Source organism: Bacteroidia bacterium (assembly GCA_041391665.1).
GTDB lineage: Bacteria > Bacteroidota > Bacteroidia > J057 > J057 > JAGQVA01.
Genome location: JAWKNO010000001.1, coordinates 500,200 through 517,870, shown reverse-complemented (window position 1 = coordinate 517,870; position 17,671 = coordinate 500,200). Strand labels below are relative to the sequence as shown.

Here is a 17,671-nt window from a genome sequence, read left to right as displayed (position 1 = left end):
TAATATAAAAACTAACCGACGTCTAAAGATCCTTCTTGCTGACGATGACAAAGGAGACCAGCTTCTTTTTAAAGAAGCTATAAGCGAATTACAAATAAATACTGTCATTCAAATACTTGATAGTGGGGAAGAATTAATGGAGTATCTCCAAAAAAAAGATGCTGTTATGCCTCATTTTATTTTTCTTGACCTGAATATGCCGGGGAAAAGTGGGATAGAATGTCTGACAGAAATAAGAAACATTAAAAAATTTGATACCATTGCGATTGTCATTTACTCTACCTCATCCTATAAAATAGACTTTGAAGAAACATTTCGACTGGGGGCAAACAGATATGTTGTCAAGCCCAATGATTTCCATTCCCTAAAAAAAACATTGGAAAAAGCTATCTCTACCACAGACCCATCTCATCATACATCTTACAACATGAGGGATTATGTAATAAGAATGTAAGAAAAAGTGTACGCACCGAAGGTTTTTTGTATCTACGACGTCTAAAAGATGTTCGAAACCATAACCTTATCGGGATGAAATTTTTTCTTTTTACCGCCTCTCTGCTTCTCTCCATTTACCTCCATGCACAGCCAAAAAATGGAAACATTCGATTTAACCTTACTTTCAACGGCCAGCCTGTCGAAATCGGAAAAAACTTCTATTCGCCCGCAACAGGTGATAGTATAAGGCTGGAAGTTGTAAAATTTTATATCTCACACATTCAGTTTTTTCAGGATAACAAACAAGTTGCTTCGCTTGAGAAACAACACATACTCATCGATGCAGAAAATCCCGAATCACTACACTTTGCCCTGCCAAAGGGTGCTTCCGGAAAATTCAACCGGATAGTGTTTACCCTCGGCACAGACAGTCTCACCAATGTCTCCGGCGCATTCGGCGGCGACCTCGATCCAACCAATGGCATGTACTGGACCTGGCAAAGTGGGTATATCAACCTAAAACTGGAAGGTGTGAGCAATGTATGCCCGGCGAGAAATCATTATTTCATGTTTCATATCGGCGGATATGAGGCGCCTTTCCCTTCCTGCCAAATCGTCGATTTGCCTGCGCCCGTCTCCGGGGATCTGGTCATCAAGGTTTCCATTGATTCATTTTTCTCACAGATAAATATCGCAGAAACCTATCAGGTCATGAGTCCGGGCAACCAGGCCGTTTCTCTCGCACAACTATTCGCATCCCTTTTCTCCGTCGCAAAATGAAAACCCGCCTCTTTTTCCTGCTCCTCCCTACCCTGCTTTGTCTGGCTTTTGCCGCCAAAACCTGGTATCAACTCCAATACCCCGGCTACTTTCCTGCGCCTGCTTACGATTTCCGTAACAATCCGCTTTCGGCAGAGAAAACCGAACTGGGCAGAGTGTTATTCTACGATCCGCTCTTATCGGGAGACGGCACGATCTCCTGCGCTTCCTGTCATTCGCCTTACAATGGATTTGCCCATACCGACCACGACCTGAGTCACGGCATCGATGACCAGATCGGCACCCGAAATGCACCGCCACTATTTAATCTTGCCTGGCACAAATCTTTTATGTGGGATGGTGCCATCAATCACCTCGATATGCAGGCCCTCGCCCCGATCAGTCACCCCAAAGAAATGGGTGAAAATATCGCCCATCTGGTCAGCAAACTTCAGCACACAGACCGGTACCCCGCGATGTTTTACCGGGCATTTCAAGACAGCCTGATTACGGGCGAACATATACTCAAAGCGCTCGCGCAATTTCAACTGACGCTGGTTTCTGCCGGGTCGAAGTACGATGAGGTGAAAAAAGGAAAAACAAATTTCACCCCACAGGAAGAAAATGGATATACCCTGTTTCAGAAAAATTGCAATTCCTGCCACCATGAGCCGCTATTTTCAAACTTTGATTTTGCCAATAATGGCCTTCCGGTGGACACGACATTAAATGATTTCGGAAAATGGCAGATCACCCATCTATCCGCCGATAGTCTGAAATTTAAAATCCCTTCCCTCCGGAACCTGAGTTATACTTATCCCTACATGCACGATGGCCGGTTTAGGAAACTCAGCGAAGTTATCAATCATTATACCCGGGGAATACAGGAAAGTGAAACGCTGGCAGATGAACTTCAAACACCCATTCGCCTTACTTCCGACGAAAAAACCGATATCATCGCGTTTTTGCTTACACTCAACGACCCCAATTTTATATTTAACCCCACACATCAGTTTCCAAAAGAAATTTTACTCCCTAGCGAAGGTTTGTCCAAGCCATGACATCTAAACGGGAAAATAATCATCAAATATGAGAAGAACATTTTTGCTTACAGGCTTATTGATTTATGCATTATCGGGCCAGGCCCAGCTCAGCCCGGCTATCACTTCCTGGCTACAAAACACTACGGTAACCGGTAGCTATTATATGTCGGGAAACCCTACCGCCATTGGAAACAATATCCTGGTCAACTGCCAGAAAGTGGAGTATTCTGCGGATTATGTCTATGTAACCGCAACCGGAATTCCCGCATATCCGACCGGGCCATTTTTAGATGGAAACCCTTCGCAGGCAACCAATCAGAATTCGATTTTCAGGATACCGCTACATCCGCAGGAAAATACAGGAACGCCTACTGCCACCAATGGCGGAAATATCGGCGTTTTCATCAACGGTGTGGCACTGTTTGACTTTCGCGACGGGGTGGGATGGAATACCAACACCAATACGCTTTGCGGAGGCCCCGGCAATCCTCCCTGCCCCGGCGGCCCGATGGCCAGTACACCCTGGAGCAGAGATGCCGTACCCGCAGAAAAACCTGGTTTTGACTGCTCAAAAGGGCACCCAGCCAATGGCAACTACCACCACCACCAAAATCCTTCTGCTTTTAACCTTGACCTTCAGGTCGTCTCTACGATCTGTAACCTGTACGATGCAGATGGCCTTTACGTGCTGGACAGTACCAAACACTCACCGCTGATCGGATTTGCCTATGATGGTTTCCCGATTTATGGAGCTTATGGCTACAAAAATGCAGATGGCACAGGCGGTATTACCCGAATCAAATCTGGTTACGAATTGAGAAATATCACCACCCGCACAACGTGGGCCGATGGTACTGACGTAGCAGATGGCCCCGATGTAAGTGCAAACTATTACCTCGGGTATTTCAGGGAAGACTATGAATTCATCATTCATCCCGGAGAAGAGGATTACCTGGACGAACACAATGGCAGATTTTGCATCACACCAGAATATCCAAACGGAACTTACGCCTATTTCGCAACTATTGACTCAAACTGGAATTCTGCTTACCCCTATGTCGTTGGGCCTACGTTTTACGGAGTCTCGGCCAATCGTTCTGTAACCTCAGTAAACGAAACAACAACTGTTTATACGGGTACAACAGGAATATCAGATGCAGAATTTAACGATCTCAATATTTCCATTTTCCCGAATCCCGCCTCTGACCTGATTGCCATACAGTTGGGGAAAGTGGTCAACGAAAACTTACAGGTTGAACTGATTGACCTTTCAGGCAGACGAATTGCCACATCGGCTATCAATCAGGGAAGCACCATTGGATATTTTGATGTACAGGCGGTGCGCGAAGGGGTATATATGATAGTCATCACTGGCGGTAAACACAAAACCACCCAAAAAGTGATTGTCAATAAATTGTAGTTGTGTTTTTTGTCAGGAAAGCGGTTCTTGGCAAAAAAAACTATGCAACCGCTTAAGACCAATATCTACCTCAAGATATTCATCATCACCGGAATCGGCATGTTGTTGCTGATTCCGGCGACTTTGATCCGGGAACTGATTTATGAAAGAGAAAACACACAAAATCAGGCGATCAGTGAAGTCAGCGCCAAATGGGCTTATGAGCAGACCCTCTCCGGCCCTTTTGTTTCTATACCCTATGTCAAATACCTGAAAGAATACGTCTCAAAAGATTCAACAGAAAAAATTCTTCAGGTAAAAGACTTTATACATATTCTGCCTGAAGAGCTGACGATTTCAGGGCAAATCCAACCCGAAAAAAGAAACAGAGGCATTTACGAAATTGTGGTTTACAATTCGGTCATCCATGTGAGCGGGAAGTTTACCATGGAAGATCTGGCAGAACTGGACATTCCCGAAAATACGATTCAGTTTGATAAAGCACGTCTCACCACCGGCATCAACGATCTCAGAGGGATTGAGGAGCAGATAAGTCTGACGTGGAATGGCGGGCAGTCTTCATTTAACCCCGGCGTGATCTCAAACCAGGTGGTAACCAGCGGCATAAATGCCCCGGTAAACATTGGGCCCGACAAAACCACGACCTATGCCTTTAGCTTTGACCTAAACCTCAAAGGAAGTCAGCTTTTGTACTTTACTCCTGTCGGAAAAACGACTTCCGTTACCATCCATTCTTCCTGGCAAAACCCCAGCTTTAACGGAGCATTTTTACCTGATACCCGCACGGTCAGCGATACCGGATTTACGGCACACTGGAACGTGCTGCATCTCAACCGAAACTACCCGCAGATCTGGAAAGGAAGCGGTGGTTATGCCCTTGCAGAATCATCTTTCGGAATCAACCTGTTACTGCCGGTCGATAATTACCAGAAGTCATACAGGTCGGTTCGTTATGCGATTCTGTTTATCGGGTTTACTTTTCTTGCTTTTTTCTTTATTGAAGTATTAAACAGAATATTCATTCACCCGGTGCAGTATATTCTTGTGGGAATCGCCCTTGTGGTATTTTTTGTGTTGCTGCTTTCCATTTCTGAGCATATCCCTTTTAATCTGGCATTTATAATTTCGGCCACGGCTACGTTACTGCTCATCGCCGGATATGTCAAAGCCATTCTGAAATCAGGAAGACTGACCGGATTGATAAGCGGTATTTTGCTGATTTTATATTCGTTTATCTTTGTTGTTATCCAACTTCAGGACCTGGCTTTACTGATCGGCAGTATCGGGATATTCATTATTCTCGGAATCGTCATGTACCTCTCCCGTCAGATCGACTGGTACAACCTGAACATCAAAGACAAGGCAGGATCTTAACCACCGGTTCCATGGACAAAACCCAAATTGCTGTAGAAATATTTGACAGACGCGCTGTTGAATACCAGTCCAAATTTATGGACGTAGGCCTGTACAGCGAAACATTTGATTTGTTTTGCGACGCCATAAAAACAGAAAATGCAGCCATTCTGGATATTGCCTGCGGCCCGGGAAATATCACGCAGTATCTGCTTAATAAAAGACCTGATTTTCAGATTACAGGGATTGACCTGGCGCCCAATATGATTCAACTCGCCAAAATCAACAATCCCTCCGCCAAATTCCAGATCATGGATTGCCGGGATATAGGGACAATCGGCAAAAAATATGAGGGTATTATGTGCGGATTTTGCCTGCCCTATCTCTCAAAAGAAGAGTGTGTAAAACTGATCGGCGATGCTGCCGGACTATTGACCCCTGGCGGCGCCCTTTATATCAGTACAATGGAGGATGATTACACCAAATCGGGCTTCGTACAGTCAAGCTCCGGCGAAGATAAAATGTATATGCATTATCACCAGGCAGATTACCTGACACAGGCATTTCTCGATAACGGGTTCAGTATAATAGATTTACAGAGAATAGATTTCCCGGCACAGAACGGAACAACGACCATAGATCTGGTGATGGTCGGGAAAAGGTAACCCACCTCAATTGCTTCTGTACTTATTGCGGTATTCAATGGGTGTCAGGCCGGTAATTTTTTTGAATACCGTTCGAAATGCTTTGGTATCGGTATAACCGACATCGTACATGATTTCGTTGATGTTTTTCCGGCTGGTTTCAAAATTTCGTTTGGCGGCCTCAATTTTTACGCGTTGAATATATTCGACAATGGTATTATTGGTCGCTTTTTTAAATCTCCGCTCAAAACTTCTACGCCCGATGGCAAACGTATCGGCCAGCTCATCCACCGTAATTTTTTCCTGATAGTTTTCTTCTATATACTCCTGCGCTTTGACGATCTCAACATCGCCATGCTCCTTCTGCCCCTTAAACATCATAAAAGCTGCCTGACTGGTACGGTCGATATCCACTGCAAAAAACTTTGATGCCAGGATCGCTGTATCTCTGTCTGTGAATTTTTCCACCAGATACAACAACAAACTCCAGTAGGAATTAGCTCCGCCGCTGGAGTAAATGCCCTGTTCTTCTGTAATTATACTCCCGTCAACCAACTCAACATCGGGAAACATAGCCCTGAATTCATTTGCTGCATTCCAGTGGGTCGAACATTTTTTACCGCTGAGCAAACCCGTAGAAGCCAGCAGAAATGCACCGATACATAAAGAAGCCACTTCTGCGCCCCGGTTGTGCTGAGCGACAATCCAGGGCAAAAGCTTCTCATTGAGCTTCAGGGCAGTAGGAATGTCCCCGCTGATCGCAGGAATAAATATCAGATCGGTTTCCTCCACCTCGTGCAGAAGCTTATCCATATGGACAGAAAACAAACTGCCATTCAGTTTTACCTCCTTTTTTTCACCGACCAGTTGCACATGAAACAAAGGCGCTTTACCGGCAGACAGAAGAAACTGATTTACAGCGGCAAACATATAGTGCGGGTCAGCAATCGCTTCAATTACCGCAGTTTCAGGAACTAAAATGGATACGCTTTTCATATACCAAATATAGGATTAGCGGTTGTCGCAATCAACCCCTTGAAATGTCGTTTTCACACAGTTGGCATCTTAATAACAGTCTGCATCTTTGTAAAAGAAAAAGATCAGACGTAACCCTTACAACAATGACGATTTATCCTATTACTCCCTGTCTCTGGTTTGACGATCAGGCAGAAGAAGCCGCAAAATTTTACACTTCGCTTTTCCCGAATTCGCGGATCGACCATGTCAGCCGCTACGGAAAAGAAGGATTTGAAATTCACGGAAAAGCCGAAGGTACGGCGATGACCGTGAGTTTCCATTTAAATGGACAACCATTTACCGGATTAAACGGAGGCCCTTTATTCAAATTTAATGAAGCCATATCCTTCCAGGTTATGTGCGAAACACAGGAGGAGATAGACCATTACTGGGATAATCTTACCGAAGGAGGATCCGAATCCCAATGTGGATGGCTCAAGGATAAATTTGGCGTGTCATGGCAGATTATTCCAACTATACTTTCAAAACTGTTGAGCGACCCGGCAAAAGCAGGAAGGGTTACCCAGGCATTTCTCCAAATGAAAAAATTTGATATCCAAAAACTCCTGCAGGCTTAATGATAATGAGATGACGCATATCGATGCCTATCTTACCTTCAACGGCAACTGCCGTGAGGCTATGACTTTTTATCAGAAATGTCTCGGTGGTGAACTCAGTTTTCAAACGATTGGAGACTCGCCACTCGCTGATAAAATGCCGGAAACAATGAAAGTTTGTATACTGCATGCCAGCCTTAAACACGGAAGAATGGCACTTTTAGGATCAGATATGGTAGGCGAAAAAGGGCTGCACAAAGGAAATTCTGTTTCACTCTCCCTTAATTGCAGCTCTGAAGAAGAAATAAAAGTTCTCTATCAACAACTTTCTACAGGCGGAATCGCTACTCATCCTTTAGAGGACACCTTTTGGGGAGCAATATTTGGCGGCCTGACAGACAAGTATGGCATACACTGGCTATTAAATTATAACAAAACTGCTAACCTTTCAATAATATGAAAACGACTAAAATCATTTACTGGGTTTGTACCACAATCATCGTTTTATTTGAAGGTCTATTGCCGGCATTGACCTCCCACACACCTATTGCCGTAGAAGGAATCAGACACCTGGGTTACCCCGATTATTTCAGGGTAATGCTTACTGTATTTAAGGTACTCGGCGCATTGGCACTGATTCTTCCGGCGGTAAAAGGGAGGTTCAAAGAATGGGCGTATGTGGGGTTTGGGATTACCTTTATCTCTGCGGCCGTTTCACACGGAGTAGTTGACGGGCTCGATTTTCAGACCTTCTTCCCATTGATTATTCTTGCCATATTAGTAACCTCCTACCTTTCCTATCACAAAATACACTTACCCGCTTAGTAAATCGCAAAATGAGAAAGTTAAAATTGCAGGTACAAATATCCCTTGACGGGTACATCGCCGGACCAAATAGTGAAATGGACTGGCTGGAGTGGAACTGGACAGAAGATATTAATCAGTATGTTCAGAGCATTACTGAACCCGTTGATTGCATTTTACTGGGAAGAAACCTTGCGGAGGGTTTTATTCCCACCTGGGAATCTCATCTCACTAACCCGGAAATGGCACCTTTTGCAAAGAAAATGGTGGAAACCCCGAAAGTAGTTTTTACCAAGACCCTGGAAGAATCCAAATGGGCAAATACTGTCATCGCAAAAGGCGAACTCGCAGGAGAAGTCAACCGCCTGAAAAACCAGGAGGGAAAAGATATCATTGTCTATGGAGGTGGAACATTTGTTTCTTCACTCGTCGAAGCAAACCTTATCGATGAATATCATTTGTTTTTCAACCCCACTGCAATAGGTGCAGGGATGAAGATATTTACGGGAAAAACCAGCCTTGCTCTGGAGAAGAGTATCCCATTTTCCTGCGGAATAAACGTTCTTTTTTATACCCCTAAGAAAAGTTAAGCTATATTATACCCCCATACAGATGAACAGCAACTTTCCATCCTATGGGTTCAAATCGCGACACAAATGAAACGCTCCTGTACCTGGCCGGAATTCTGGTAACTTTTACAGGGCTTATTTATCTGCTAAGAACAGCAACACCGGAAACGCCGCCTGCTGATGATCATGCCCCCGGAGACATTACGGGTTTATCGCTGGCCAAACCACAGTGGGAAGCCCTTTTTGACGGATGTGATCTGAAAGGATGGGCTGTAGTTGAGCGACCGGCAAAAGTTTCAGTAACCGACAGCAGTATGGTGCTGAATATGACGGTTTATACTTCCCGGCATTCGTTTGTCCGGACGAATGAGAAATACAAAGACTTCATATTTGAAGTAGATTTTAAGCGGGACAGCAGCATTGATTCAGGCATCTTATTTCGCAGCGAAAACACACCCGATACGGCATTTTCGGCTTTGTTTGGATATATGGTCAAAATAGACCCTTCCCCTACCCGACGATGGACAGGCGGCGTATTTCTCGATTATGGCAATGGGTTAAACTGGCTTTATCCGCTCGAAGGCGATGAACGGGCACAACAGGCAGAGAAAGCAGGTGGTACGTGGAACCACCTCCGTATTGAAGCCATCGGCGAAGATATCAAAGTCTGGCTCAATGATATACCGACCGCTCATTTGACCGATGACAAATACTGCGAAGGTTATATCGCTTTTAAAATCCACTATCTTATGCACGATAAGGAACAGGAAAAGCTGGAAATCGCTTATCGCAATGCACGAATCATAACCCAAAACCCGGAGCTATACACAATGCCTATGGATTTGCCAGCCAAAAACACAAAAGAAAAACTGGATATCACCTATTTCCGGTAAATAAGCAGAATAATGAACCATGCTGAGAAAATATCGCGCATAAACTATATATGCGGAAACTTCGAACTGGATTTTGAAATCCTGGTAAATAAAAAAAATAAAATCCTGCTGGGAGGCAGTTTTGATTTTATGTACTATTACCAGTTTTTTATTCTGCTTACGGGAGTAGAAAAAAACGAGTTTTCCCAATCTTTGGAGCCGGAGGGGGCAACTTATCGTTTTATTTCATTCACAGACAATGGGACGGATGAAGCCAGCGGGCTTCGCAAGACTGCCTTTCATTACATGAATCCTTATTTTCCAGACAATATTATCCTCCACAAAGGTCTGTATTATTATGCGCCGGCAGAACCACTTTTCACCTTATTGGGTGCAGGAAATGAAGCGGCGCGCCAGGACAGACTGATGGATATTACAAAAGTTATAGACAAATGTTTTGCCCTGGAGGATGAATTGCAGGAAGGGGAAATATAGACTTACCGAATCCCTACATACTTGTGCGTTTGCAAACTTACCCTCCAATGAGGATTTGCCATTGCGTATTCGATGATTTTGGGGGTAATATTATCCCGGCGACTCCATTCTGGCTGAAGAAAAAGTTTTACAGATGGCGCACAACGGGCCGCATGCTGTTCTGCCCACGCCAGATCATGTTCATTGTAAACAATAACCTTCAGTTCGTGTGAAATCTGGTAAAATTCGTCCTGTGGGGGAAGAAATTTTTTAGGGGAAAAACAAATCCAGTCGATATTGCCTTTAAGCGTATGTGCCCCTGAAGTCTCCATGTGAATCTTCAGCCCTGCGTCGTGGAGACTTTCGGTGAGGAGCGTCAGGTCGTAGATTGTAGGTTCACCTCCCGTAATGACCACGCGCTCTGCTCCGCAGGCCAGTGCACGGGCTGTAATCTCTGCTACCGGAAGATACTGATCTTCCGCCGGCGCCCAGGACTCCTTGACATCACACCAGTGGCAACCCACATCGCAACCTGCCAGACGAATAAAATAAGCAGCCGTACCCGTCCATGCACCTTCTCCCTGAAGCGTATAAAACTGCTCCATTACGGGCAGAGGATCGCTTACGCCACGCTTCAAAAGGGTTTCAGTTGGTTTCATTCTGAGGTTTTTCATTGACCGGAGATTTACGGTTTTATTCCTGAACGATTTTTTCGACTTCCTTATATCTGCTGTTAAATGCATCCAGTGTATTGCGCAGCAGCATCGAAATGGTCATTGGCCCTACCCCACCGGGTACAGGTGTGATATAACTCGCTTTTTTTGATACGGCTTCAAAATCCACATCTCCTTTGAGGCGATAGCCCGATTTGGTGGTTGGGTCTTCTACCCGTGTGATACCGACATCAATGACCACTGCGCCTTCTTTTACCATATCGCCAGTGATCAGTCCCGGTTTTCCAACGGCTACAATCAGGATATCTCCCTGGGGACAGATCCGTTTCAAATCTTCGGGAGGCGTATTGATATGGCAGAGAGAAACGGATGCTTCACCAGGGTCTCCACCTCTGGACATAAGAATAGAAGTGGGGCGCCCTACGATACGGCTTCGGCCTACAACCACACAATGTTTTCCTTTGGTTGGAATATTGTAACGGTGGAGGAGTTCGATGATACCGGAAGGCGTGGCTGGCATCAGGCAGGGAAAATTTAATGTCATCAGCCCCACATTCAGCGGGTGAAAGCCATCGACATCTTTGGATGGGTGTATATGCTGGGTAACTTCCTGCGGAGTGATATGTGCAGGAAGCGGCATTTGCACCAGTATTCCATCCACATCCGGGTCTGCATTATAGTTATCCAGTTTTTTGAGCAGCGCTTCCTGAGAGATATTGGAAGGGAGGCGCATCAGGGTAGAACTGAATCCCACATATTCGCAGGCATGCATTTTATTTTTGACATACGTCTGTGACGCGTGATCTTCTCCGACCAGTATAGCCACAAGATGAGGCGGGCGTTTGCCATCAGCTGTGATTTTGCGTACTTCTTCACGGATTTCCGACTGGATATCCTGAGAGATTTTTTTACCGTCAAGTAACTGCATATGCCTTGTATGAATTTGGGCGCAAAGATACGCAAAAAATTGTCATTCTTTTCGGATCATGACAACCTCTTCTTCCATGCGGGCAATCATTTTTTCGTAAAAATCCTTTACAGCAGCATAGTCTTCGGGGTAAATCAAACTTTGTGAAATCTCAAAGGTAGTGCGCACCTGTATCACTCCATTTCGGTTTTCGCAGAGATACTCAAAATACATCGCTTTACCTTCCAGTGATATACGTGAACTCACCGGCATCCGGATTACCTGGTAGGTTTCCGGTATTTCCAGATTGAGGATATAATTCTCTTTGGTAAGATTTTCAAAATCCAGCGGACAGATACGGGTAACTTCTGAGAATGGATTTATGGTTTTACGGTAGTCCATCAGCGGATTAAATATGAGCATATTATCATCCATGCGGGTTATTCCTTCCAATGAAACCGATGGATGAACGGATACCGGCAGATCGGGGTTTTCCTGCCCTTTCATTTCGGGTTTACCTGCATGCTGCCGCCGGAAATCCTGTGCAGCATAGCCCTTGTAAATATTTTCCACATTCCCCGTAAATGCGCCCTGGTCATCCATTGTCAGCTGACTTAGTATGGTAGTTTCTGCATAAAAACGATCCGGCATTTTGCTCCAGTAAGCAGTAGTGTCGGAGATCACCCAGGTGGCACCATTGAGCAGACGGCGCGGCGGAAGGTCGTAGGGCAAATCTTTTTCCGTTGCATCGAGAATAAAAGACTGACCGTCGCCTTTGGCGAGGATAAACACATCATTAAACTGATTGCGCAGAGGAAATTTATTGGGTTTGCCATGATCCCGGGTAGACACAAAACACCGGTAAGCAGGAATGCCCACATTCCATAACAAATGCGCCATCAGCATATTGACTTCTGCGCTATTCCCGACCCGTGAGCGGTATAATGCAGAAGCGGACTGGTTTACCCACGTGTCAGAAATCCCGTTCCACCGCACATGATCCCGTACATGCGCATGAATCGCTGCAATTTTTTCCTCTTCTGTCACAGCATTTCTCACAATACTCTGGGCAAGCGAATAAATCGCCCTTTCCGCTGCCGAATCATCGGAAACCAGCGTTCCCTGCTGAAGATCAAGCGTGATCAGCCGCCACTCTTCCTGTTCATCCCGGACAGACATCATATCCCGCAGTTGAAACCTGAGGCCGATTCGGCAATCATTCCAACTGGAGACAAACGGTATTTTACCAAGGGCTGGGGTATGTTTCATGACCCAACGGTCATCGTCAGGCGGAGATAACTCCAGCATTTGTGATACCCCGTCAAATCGATATGGCTCAAACCCCAGCAACTGTACCTCACTGTAAACGGTAGGAATCTCCGATTGAAAATACCAGGGTTTCAGGTGCTCAACTTCTTTGGTTTTGAGCGAATAAGAGTATTCGATAATCGACCCGGGAGATACATCCCGAAACACAAAACTCTTCTCCGCCATCCCATTGCCGAGGTCTTTTTCAGGTAAAAATTTTAGTTTAAGCGGAATTGTTTTCCTACGGCCTCCCCCGAAGTTGATCGTTTGGGCATTGAGTTCAGTGATAGTCTCGCCCTGGCTTTTGTTGTATACCAGCCGAATATCTTTATAAGGAACTCCTGCTTCATGCAGAATTTTCAATCTGACATGACGTTTCATGCGAACAATTCCTGCGGGCATATCGACCGGATACCAGACGCCCCAATCGCAGAGAATCACCGCCGGGGCATTTTTGTCGTATGGGTATTCCGTCATCTCACGCTCGTATTTGGGCACATTTCCCCAAATCACAGGCGGTCTGACAATTTGTGCAGACAGGAAAACCATTTGCCCGAAGACAAAAAACAACCCAAAAATAAGATGCCGGCTACAAAGGTTCATACAAAAACATTTTTCCCAACGAAGACGCTGCGCTTATTCGAAGGCAAAGATTCTTCAACAAAAGAAAATTTTACCTTTCACGCAAGAAATATAAACGAGGTTCGTTAAACTATTATCTGACTGGTCCCAATCCAATACCCAAACAACCCCGGGATCGGTCCAAACCCATTCATACCATGAAGTTAACCTTGCCTCTCTCCCAAAGAGACAAGGTTTTTTTATACCTGATGCCTTCTTCGGTGTCTCTTTTACTTTTTTTGTATCTTAGAACCTAATTTCCCGTTTTTAGTTATAAAAACCATGTCAGGATACAGATTTACCAAATATATACCCTCCGATCAGGATGGAGACCCTTTTCAAAGATTGCTGAAGATTTTTCTGGATCTCCTTACCTATACTTCCGGAGACGTTTCTGAAGCACTCAATTGGATGAATCAGCTTGACCGCGAGTATGGTCTTACTGATGACGAATACAGTATGGGCGACTTTATCGAAGACCTAAAGCGCAACGGCTATATCCAGGATGAACAGCCCGACGGAGAAGGCGGATTTATCATCACAGCCAAATCAGAACAAAGCATCCGCCAGCGCGCGCTGGAAGAAATTTTTGGAAAGCTCAAACGCTCTGGCCGAGGCGACCATCGCAGCCCACACCTGGGAGTCGGAGATGAACCCATCACAGAGCTCAAGCAGTTTGAGTTTGGTGACCCCGTAGAGAATATCGCATTTACCGAATCCTTCCAAAATGCGCAGATCAACCACGGTATAGAGAACTTTACGCTCACAGAAGACGATCTTTCTGTAAGAGAAAAAGAACACAAAACGCAGGTGGCGACTGTGCTCATGATCGATATTTCCCACTCCATGATCCTGTACGGGGAAGACCGGATTACCCCTGCCAAAAAAGTAGCCATGGCGCTTTCGGAGCTGATCATGCGCAAATATCCCAAAGACAGTCTCGACATTATTGTATTTGGCAATGATGCCTGGCAGATCAATGTGAAAGACCTGCCCTACCTCCAGGTTGGCCCATACCATACCAATACTGTTGCCGGACTCGAACTCGCCATGGATATCCTCCGCCGCAGAAAAGTCAGCAATAAGCAGATTTTTATGATCACTGACGGCAAACCTACCTGTATCCGTGAAGGCGTACGCTATTATAAAAACAGCTTCGGCCTCGACCGGAAAATTCTCAACAAAACCCTCAACCTCGCAGCGCAGTGCCGCAGATTAAAGATTCCGATCACAACTTTTATGATCGCTAAAGACAACTGGCTGGTAGAATTTGTGCAGGAATTTACCAAAGTCAACAACGGACGGGCATTCTACACCAGCCTCAAAGGTTTGGGCGAATATATATTCGAAGATTATATCCGCAACCGCAAAAAAAGAACAAGGTAATAGAATTGCCCTTCGGTCGTTCTCATTTAACTAATCTTTGATTTTTGCTCTATGACCATTCGCCCTTTGTCTTTTTTCCTGATTCTCCTCTCCCTGGTCCCCGTTTTGTCTTTTGCACAAAAACCCGATGACTTCGGGATAAAGTCAAAAAAAGCGCTCAATTTTTACCTGGACGGGATGAATTTTGCCCAGCGAAGAATGCGCGTCGAAGCCGACAAAGCATTTAAAGACGCCGTAGAAATTGAACCGGACTTTGCTCATGCGCATTTTCAACTGGGAACCAATGCTTACGCCCGGAAAGAATATGAAGATGCAAAACTCCACCTTGAAAAGGCCTATGAAATTGCGCCCACTGCATTTCAAAATATAGAATTTTACCTCGGCGAAGTCTATTTTCAGTCAGAAGAATACGCCCAGGCAGCAAAGTTTTATGAAATCTTTCTCCGAAGCGAAAAAGGCCGTACGCAGGATATCCGCAAGGCGACTTTATACCTTCGCAATGCGCGATTTGCCGCTGAGGCTATCCAGCACCCTGTAACTTTTGACCCGGTAAATATGGGAGAAAATGTAAACTCTGTCTATGACGATTACATCCCCTATATGACTGCCGATGACAACTATCTCCTTTTTGTCTCTCGTCGCCCCGAAAGTATTGGTGGTTACAACGCTTCCTATGGAGGCTATTCGGAGGACTTCTTTTATTGCGAATACAAAGATGGTCAGTGGACCCCCGCTAAAAACCTCGGTCCGCCAATCAACACTTCCCTCAATGAAGGCGCATCTGCGATCACCCAGGACGGAAAAGTGATATACTACACCGCCTGCAACCAACCCGACGGGTTTGGCGATTGCGATCTGTACTACGCCTTCAGACAGGATGATGGTTCGTGGAGTAAAGGCATCAACCTTGGCCCCAACATCAATACACGCAATAAAGAAACGCAACCCGCGCTCTCCCACGACGGAAAAACTTTATACTTCAGTTCGGCCCGGCCCGATGGCATGGGGATGGGCGATATATGGTATAGCGAATTTATTGACGGGAAATGGTCTGAAGCCAAAAATATGGGAGAACCCATCAACACTCCCGGCCATGAAGACGGGCCTTTTATTCACGCTGATGGTGTATCGCTCTATTTTTCCTCCAATTTCCATCCGGGGTTTGGACAGTCGGATCTTTTTGTCTCCTATAAAAACGCAGCTGGCGCCTGGTCTGAACCCAAAAACCTTGGGTATCCCATCAATACCGTAGCCAACGAAACCAATCTGTTTGTCAATACCCGGGGCAACCGCGCATTGTTTACCGCAGACCGGGAGGGCGGTCTGGGAAAAACTGATATTTATGAATTTTCGCTGGATGAAAGCATTCGCCCGAAAATCGCGACTTTCCTGCGGGGAGTCGTAAAAGACAGCATTACGGATGTGCCCGTTTATGCCAAAATCGACCTCATTGATGTAGCTCAGGGAGATACCATCCGGGAGATATTTTCGTCCAAAACAGATGGGAGATTTCTCATGAGCTTGCCACTCGATCGGGAATATGCGGCTTTTGTTCAGGCCAAAGGTTATTTATTTAAAAGCCAGAATTTTTACCTCATCAACCTGCCTGAAGACACCTATTTTGACCTGATTATCGATATGATCCCGTTGAAGAAGGACAAAAAAGTTGTATTACAGAATATCTTCTTTGAAACAGGAAAATATGAGTTGAAAGCAACATCTGATGCAGAGCTGCAATTCCTCACCTACTTCATGAAAACCAACCCTGGTATTCGCATCGAAATTCAGGGGCACACTGATGATGTGGGTGCGCCGGCGGCCAATCTTGTACTGAGCCAAAACCGGGCAAATGCAGTGAGAGATTATCTGATCGGACAGGGTATATCAGCGGCACGTATTGAAGCCAATGGGTATGGAGAAACCGATCCCAAAGTGCCCAATACATCTGACGAAAACCGGGCGCTCAACCGCCGCACCGAGTTCCGTATTATAGAACTCAGGTAAATTCGATTACAGACTTTTTATCAGCTGGGAAAGAATATCTGTCAGGCGCGGTTCTGCTTCCGAAGCAACAGCAATTACCTCTTCCAGCGAAACTGGTCGAAGGTTTTCCGGATCACATTGATCTGTAACAACCGAAATCGCAAAAGAGCGCATACTCATATGCCGTGCAACAATTACTTCCGGAACCGTTGACATACCTACCACGTCGGCGCCGATCCGATGCAAAAACCGGTATTCGGCGCGGGTTTCAAGATTAGGGCCGGTAACGGCTACGTACACACCCGTGTGTACACGGTATCCTTTTTTATTGGCAATATCCAATGCACGGGCAATCAGTTCCTTATCATAGGGTGCGCTCATATCGGGAAACCGCGGTCCAAAATCGGAGAGATTGGGGCCGATCAGCGGATTATGTGTCTGGAGATTAATATGATCATCCAGAATCATCAGGTCGCCATTGCGGTAGTCTTTGTTCATTCCACCCGCAGCATTGGAAATGAAAAGCGTATGAACCCCCAGCAATTTCATAATACGCACAGGAAAGGTAATTTCCTGCATGGTGTATCCTTCGTAATAATGAAACCGCCCCTGCATGGCTACGACCCTTTTTTCGCCGATCTTGCCAAAGATCAGTTTTCCAAAATGGCTTTCTACCGTAGAGATCGGAAAATGAGGAATAAAGTTGTAGGGAATCGCTTTTTCAATCTCGATTTCAGACACCAGTCCCCCCAGACCTGTTCCCAAAATAATGCCTACTTCCGGCGTTTCTTTGTATTGCTTCTTTATATATTCGAAGGCTTCAACAAACGTATTATCCATATTCT

Annotated in this window: 19 protein-coding genes; 14 read left to right on the top strand and 5 right to left on the bottom strand. The window is 45.4% G+C overall.

The window, feature by feature from the left end; genetic code table 11:
* Positions 1-4 precede the first annotated feature (4 nt).
* The 6 genes from R3D00_02130 (at position 5) to R3D00_02105 (ending at position 5,675) form a co-directional block, all read left to right on the top strand.
* Positions 5-454, top strand: a complete 450-nt coding sequence (locus R3D00_02130) for a response regulator (protein MEZ4771950.1) — start codon at positions 5-7, stop codon at positions 452-454.
* A 74-nt stretch (positions 455-528) separates the two neighbouring features.
* Positions 529-1,215, top strand: a complete 687-nt coding sequence (locus R3D00_02125) for an MbnP family protein (protein ID MEZ4771949.1) — start codon at positions 529-531, stop codon at positions 1,213-1,215.
* Entirely contained in the window at positions 1,212-2,255 is a 1,044-nt protein-coding gene (locus R3D00_02120) for a cytochrome c peroxidase (GenBank protein ID MEZ4771948.1), read from the top strand. Before R3D00_02125 ends, R3D00_02120 begins: the two co-directional genes overlap by 4 nt.
* 28 nt (positions 2,256-2,283) lie before the next feature.
* Entirely contained in the window at positions 2,284-3,657 is a 1,374-nt protein-coding gene (locus R3D00_02115) for a YHYH protein (GenBank protein ID MEZ4771947.1), read from the top strand.
* Between the two features lie 42 nt (positions 3,658-3,699).
* Positions 3,700-5,031, top strand: coding sequence for a cell envelope integrity protein CreD (gene creD / locus R3D00_02110; protein MEZ4771946.1), 1,332 nt, complete (start codon positions 3,700-3,702; stop codon positions 5,029-5,031).
* A gap of 11 nt (positions 5,032-5,042) precedes the next feature.
* Positions 5,043-5,675 (top strand): class I SAM-dependent methyltransferase, encoded by a 633-nt coding sequence (locus R3D00_02105; protein MEZ4771945.1) that lies wholly within the window; start codon positions 5,043-5,045, stop codon positions 5,673-5,675.
* Positions 5,676-5,681: 6 nt separating this feature from the next.
* Here the strand turns inward: R3D00_02105 and R3D00_02100 are convergent, their stop codons facing one another.
* Positions 5,682-6,650 carry a helix-turn-helix domain-containing protein gene (locus tag R3D00_02100; protein MEZ4771944.1) on the bottom strand — a complete coding sequence of 323 codons (969 nt, stop codon included), beginning with the start codon at positions 6,648-6,650 and terminating at the stop codon, positions 5,682-5,684.
* A 125-nt stretch (positions 6,651-6,775) separates the two neighbouring features.
* On the opposite strand from R3D00_02100, the gene R3D00_02095 reads away from it, so the two are divergent.
* From R3D00_02095 to R3D00_02070, 6 genes are read left to right on the top strand one after another with little or no spacing between them, the layout of a single operon-like run.
* Complete coding sequence (locus tag R3D00_02095) at positions 6,776-7,249, top strand: VOC family protein (GenBank protein MEZ4771943.1); 474 nt, start codon at positions 6,776-6,778, stop codon at positions 7,247-7,249.
* 10 nt (positions 7,250-7,259) lie between these two features.
* Entirely contained in the window at positions 7,260-7,688 is a 429-nt protein-coding gene (locus R3D00_02090; protein MEZ4771942.1) for a VOC family protein, read from the top strand.
* The gene (locus R3D00_02085; protein MEZ4771941.1) at positions 7,685-8,053 is read left to right on the top strand and encodes a DoxX family protein; all 369 of its coding nucleotides are present in this window, start codon (positions 7,685-7,687) and stop codon (positions 8,051-8,053) included. The genes R3D00_02090 and R3D00_02085 overlap by 4 nt, the downstream gene beginning before the upstream one ends.
* Positions 8,054-8,064: 11 nt before the next feature.
* Positions 8,065-8,622, top strand: a complete 558-nt coding sequence (locus R3D00_02080; GenBank protein ID MEZ4771940.1) for a dihydrofolate reductase family protein — start codon at positions 8,065-8,067, stop codon at positions 8,620-8,622.
* A 44-nt stretch (positions 8,623-8,666) separates the two neighbouring features.
* The gene (locus tag R3D00_02075; GenBank protein ID MEZ4771939.1) at positions 8,667-9,494 is read left to right on the top strand and encodes a DUF1080 domain-containing protein; all 828 of its coding nucleotides are present in this window, start codon (positions 8,667-8,669) and stop codon (positions 9,492-9,494) included.
* 12 nt (positions 9,495-9,506) lie between these two features.
* Positions 9,507-9,968: a hypothetical protein gene (locus R3D00_02070; protein MEZ4771938.1), complete on the top strand. Its 462-nt coding sequence runs from the start codon at positions 9,507-9,509 to the stop codon at positions 9,966-9,968.
* 2 nt (positions 9,969-9,970) lie between these two features.
* On the opposite strand, the gene R3D00_02065 is transcribed toward R3D00_02070, so the two are convergent.
* The 3 genes from R3D00_02065 to R3D00_02055 are packed head-to-tail and all read right to left on the bottom strand — an operon-like array spanning position 9,971 to position 13,439.
* Positions 9,971-10,621 carry a 7-carboxy-7-deazaguanine synthase QueE gene (locus R3D00_02065; GenBank protein ID MEZ4771937.1) on the bottom strand — a complete coding sequence of 217 codons (651 nt, stop codon included), beginning with the start codon at positions 10,619-10,621 and terminating at the stop codon, positions 9,971-9,973.
* Between the two features lie 19 nt (positions 10,622-10,640).
* Positions 10,641-11,549, bottom strand: coding sequence for a bifunctional 5,10-methylenetetrahydrofolate dehydrogenase/5,10-methenyltetrahydrofolate cyclohydrolase (locus R3D00_02060; protein MEZ4771936.1), 909 nt, complete (start codon positions 11,547-11,549; stop codon positions 10,641-10,643).
* Between the two features lie 42 nt (positions 11,550-11,591).
* Complete coding sequence (locus R3D00_02055; GenBank protein ID MEZ4771935.1) at positions 11,592-13,439, bottom strand: DUF3857 domain-containing protein; 1,848 nt, start codon at positions 13,437-13,439, stop codon at positions 11,592-11,594.
* A 300-nt stretch (positions 13,440-13,739) separates the two neighbouring features.
* Between R3D00_02055 and R3D00_02050 the strand changes: the two genes are divergently transcribed.
* Positions 13,740-14,843, top strand: a complete 1,104-nt coding sequence (locus R3D00_02050) for a hypothetical protein (GenBank protein ID MEZ4771934.1) — start codon at positions 13,740-13,742, stop codon at positions 14,841-14,843.
* Between the two features lie 51 nt (positions 14,844-14,894).
* Complete coding sequence (locus tag R3D00_02045; GenBank protein ID MEZ4771933.1) at positions 14,895-16,847, top strand: OmpA family protein; 1,953 nt, start codon at positions 14,895-14,897, stop codon at positions 16,845-16,847.
* Positions 16,848-16,853: 6 nt separating this feature from the next.
* On the opposite strand, the gene R3D00_02040 is transcribed toward R3D00_02045, so the two are convergent.
* Positions 16,854-17,666 carry a purine-nucleoside phosphorylase gene (locus R3D00_02040; protein ID MEZ4771932.1) on the bottom strand — a complete coding sequence of 271 codons (813 nt, stop codon included), beginning with the start codon at positions 17,664-17,666 and terminating at the stop codon, positions 16,854-16,856.
* Positions 17,667-17,671: the final 5 nt, after the last annotated feature.

What these genes read in the sequence shown, in the direction of transcription:
- R3D00_02125 (MEZ4771949.1), top strand. Translation starts at nt 529, where the DNA reads ATGAAATTTTTTCTTTTTACCGCCTCTCTGCTTCTCTCCATTTACCTC.
- R3D00_02120 (MEZ4771948.1), top strand. Translation starts at nt 1,212, where the DNA reads ATGAAAACCCGCCTCTTTTTCCTGCTCCTCCCTACCCTGCTTTGTCTG.
- R3D00_02115 (MEZ4771947.1), top strand. Translation starts at nt 2,284, where the DNA reads ATGAGAAGAACATTTTTGCTTACAGGCTTATTGATTTATGCATTATCG.
- creD (MEZ4771946.1), top strand. Translation starts at nt 3,700, where the DNA reads ATGCAACCGCTTAAGACCAATATCTACCTCAAGATATTCATCATCACC.
- R3D00_02105 (MEZ4771945.1), top strand. Translation starts at nt 5,043, where the DNA reads ATGGACAAAACCCAAATTGCTGTAGAAATATTTGACAGACGCGCTGTT.
- R3D00_02100 (MEZ4771944.1), bottom strand. Translation starts at nt 6,650, where the DNA reads ATGAAAAGCGTATCCATTTTAGTTCCTGAAACTGCGGTAATTGAAGCG.
- R3D00_02095 (MEZ4771943.1), top strand. Translation starts at nt 6,776, where the DNA reads ATGACGATTTATCCTATTACTCCCTGTCTCTGGTTTGACGATCAGGCA.
- R3D00_02090 (MEZ4771942.1), top strand. Translation starts at nt 7,260, where the DNA reads ATGACGCATATCGATGCCTATCTTACCTTCAACGGCAACTGCCGTGAG.
- R3D00_02085 (MEZ4771941.1), top strand. Translation starts at nt 7,685, where the DNA reads ATGAAAACGACTAAAATCATTTACTGGGTTTGTACCACAATCATCGTT.
- R3D00_02080 (MEZ4771940.1), top strand. Translation starts at nt 8,065, where the DNA reads ATGAGAAAGTTAAAATTGCAGGTACAAATATCCCTTGACGGGTACATC.
- R3D00_02075 (MEZ4771939.1), top strand. Translation starts at nt 8,667, where the DNA reads ATGGGTTCAAATCGCGACACAAATGAAACGCTCCTGTACCTGGCCGGA.
- R3D00_02070 (MEZ4771938.1), top strand. Translation starts at nt 9,507, where the DNA reads ATGAACCATGCTGAGAAAATATCGCGCATAAACTATATATGCGGAAAC.
- R3D00_02065 (MEZ4771937.1), bottom strand. Translation starts at nt 10,621, where the DNA reads ATGAAAAACCTCAGAATGAAACCAACTGAAACCCTTTTGAAGCGTGGC.
- R3D00_02060 (MEZ4771936.1), bottom strand. Translation starts at nt 11,549, where the DNA reads ATGCAGTTACTTGACGGTAAAAAAATCTCTCAGGATATCCAGTCGGAA.
- R3D00_02055 (MEZ4771935.1), bottom strand. Translation starts at nt 13,439, where the DNA reads ATGAACCTTTGTAGCCGGCATCTTATTTTTGGGTTGTTTTTTGTCTTC.
- R3D00_02050 (MEZ4771934.1), top strand. Translation starts at nt 13,740, where the DNA reads ATGTCAGGATACAGATTTACCAAATATATACCCTCCGATCAGGATGGA.
- R3D00_02045 (MEZ4771933.1), top strand. Translation starts at nt 14,895, where the DNA reads ATGACCATTCGCCCTTTGTCTTTTTTCCTGATTCTCCTCTCCCTGGTC.
- R3D00_02040 (MEZ4771932.1), bottom strand. Translation starts at nt 17,666, where the DNA reads ATGGATAATACGTTTGTTGAAGCCTTCGAATATATAAAGAAGCAATAC.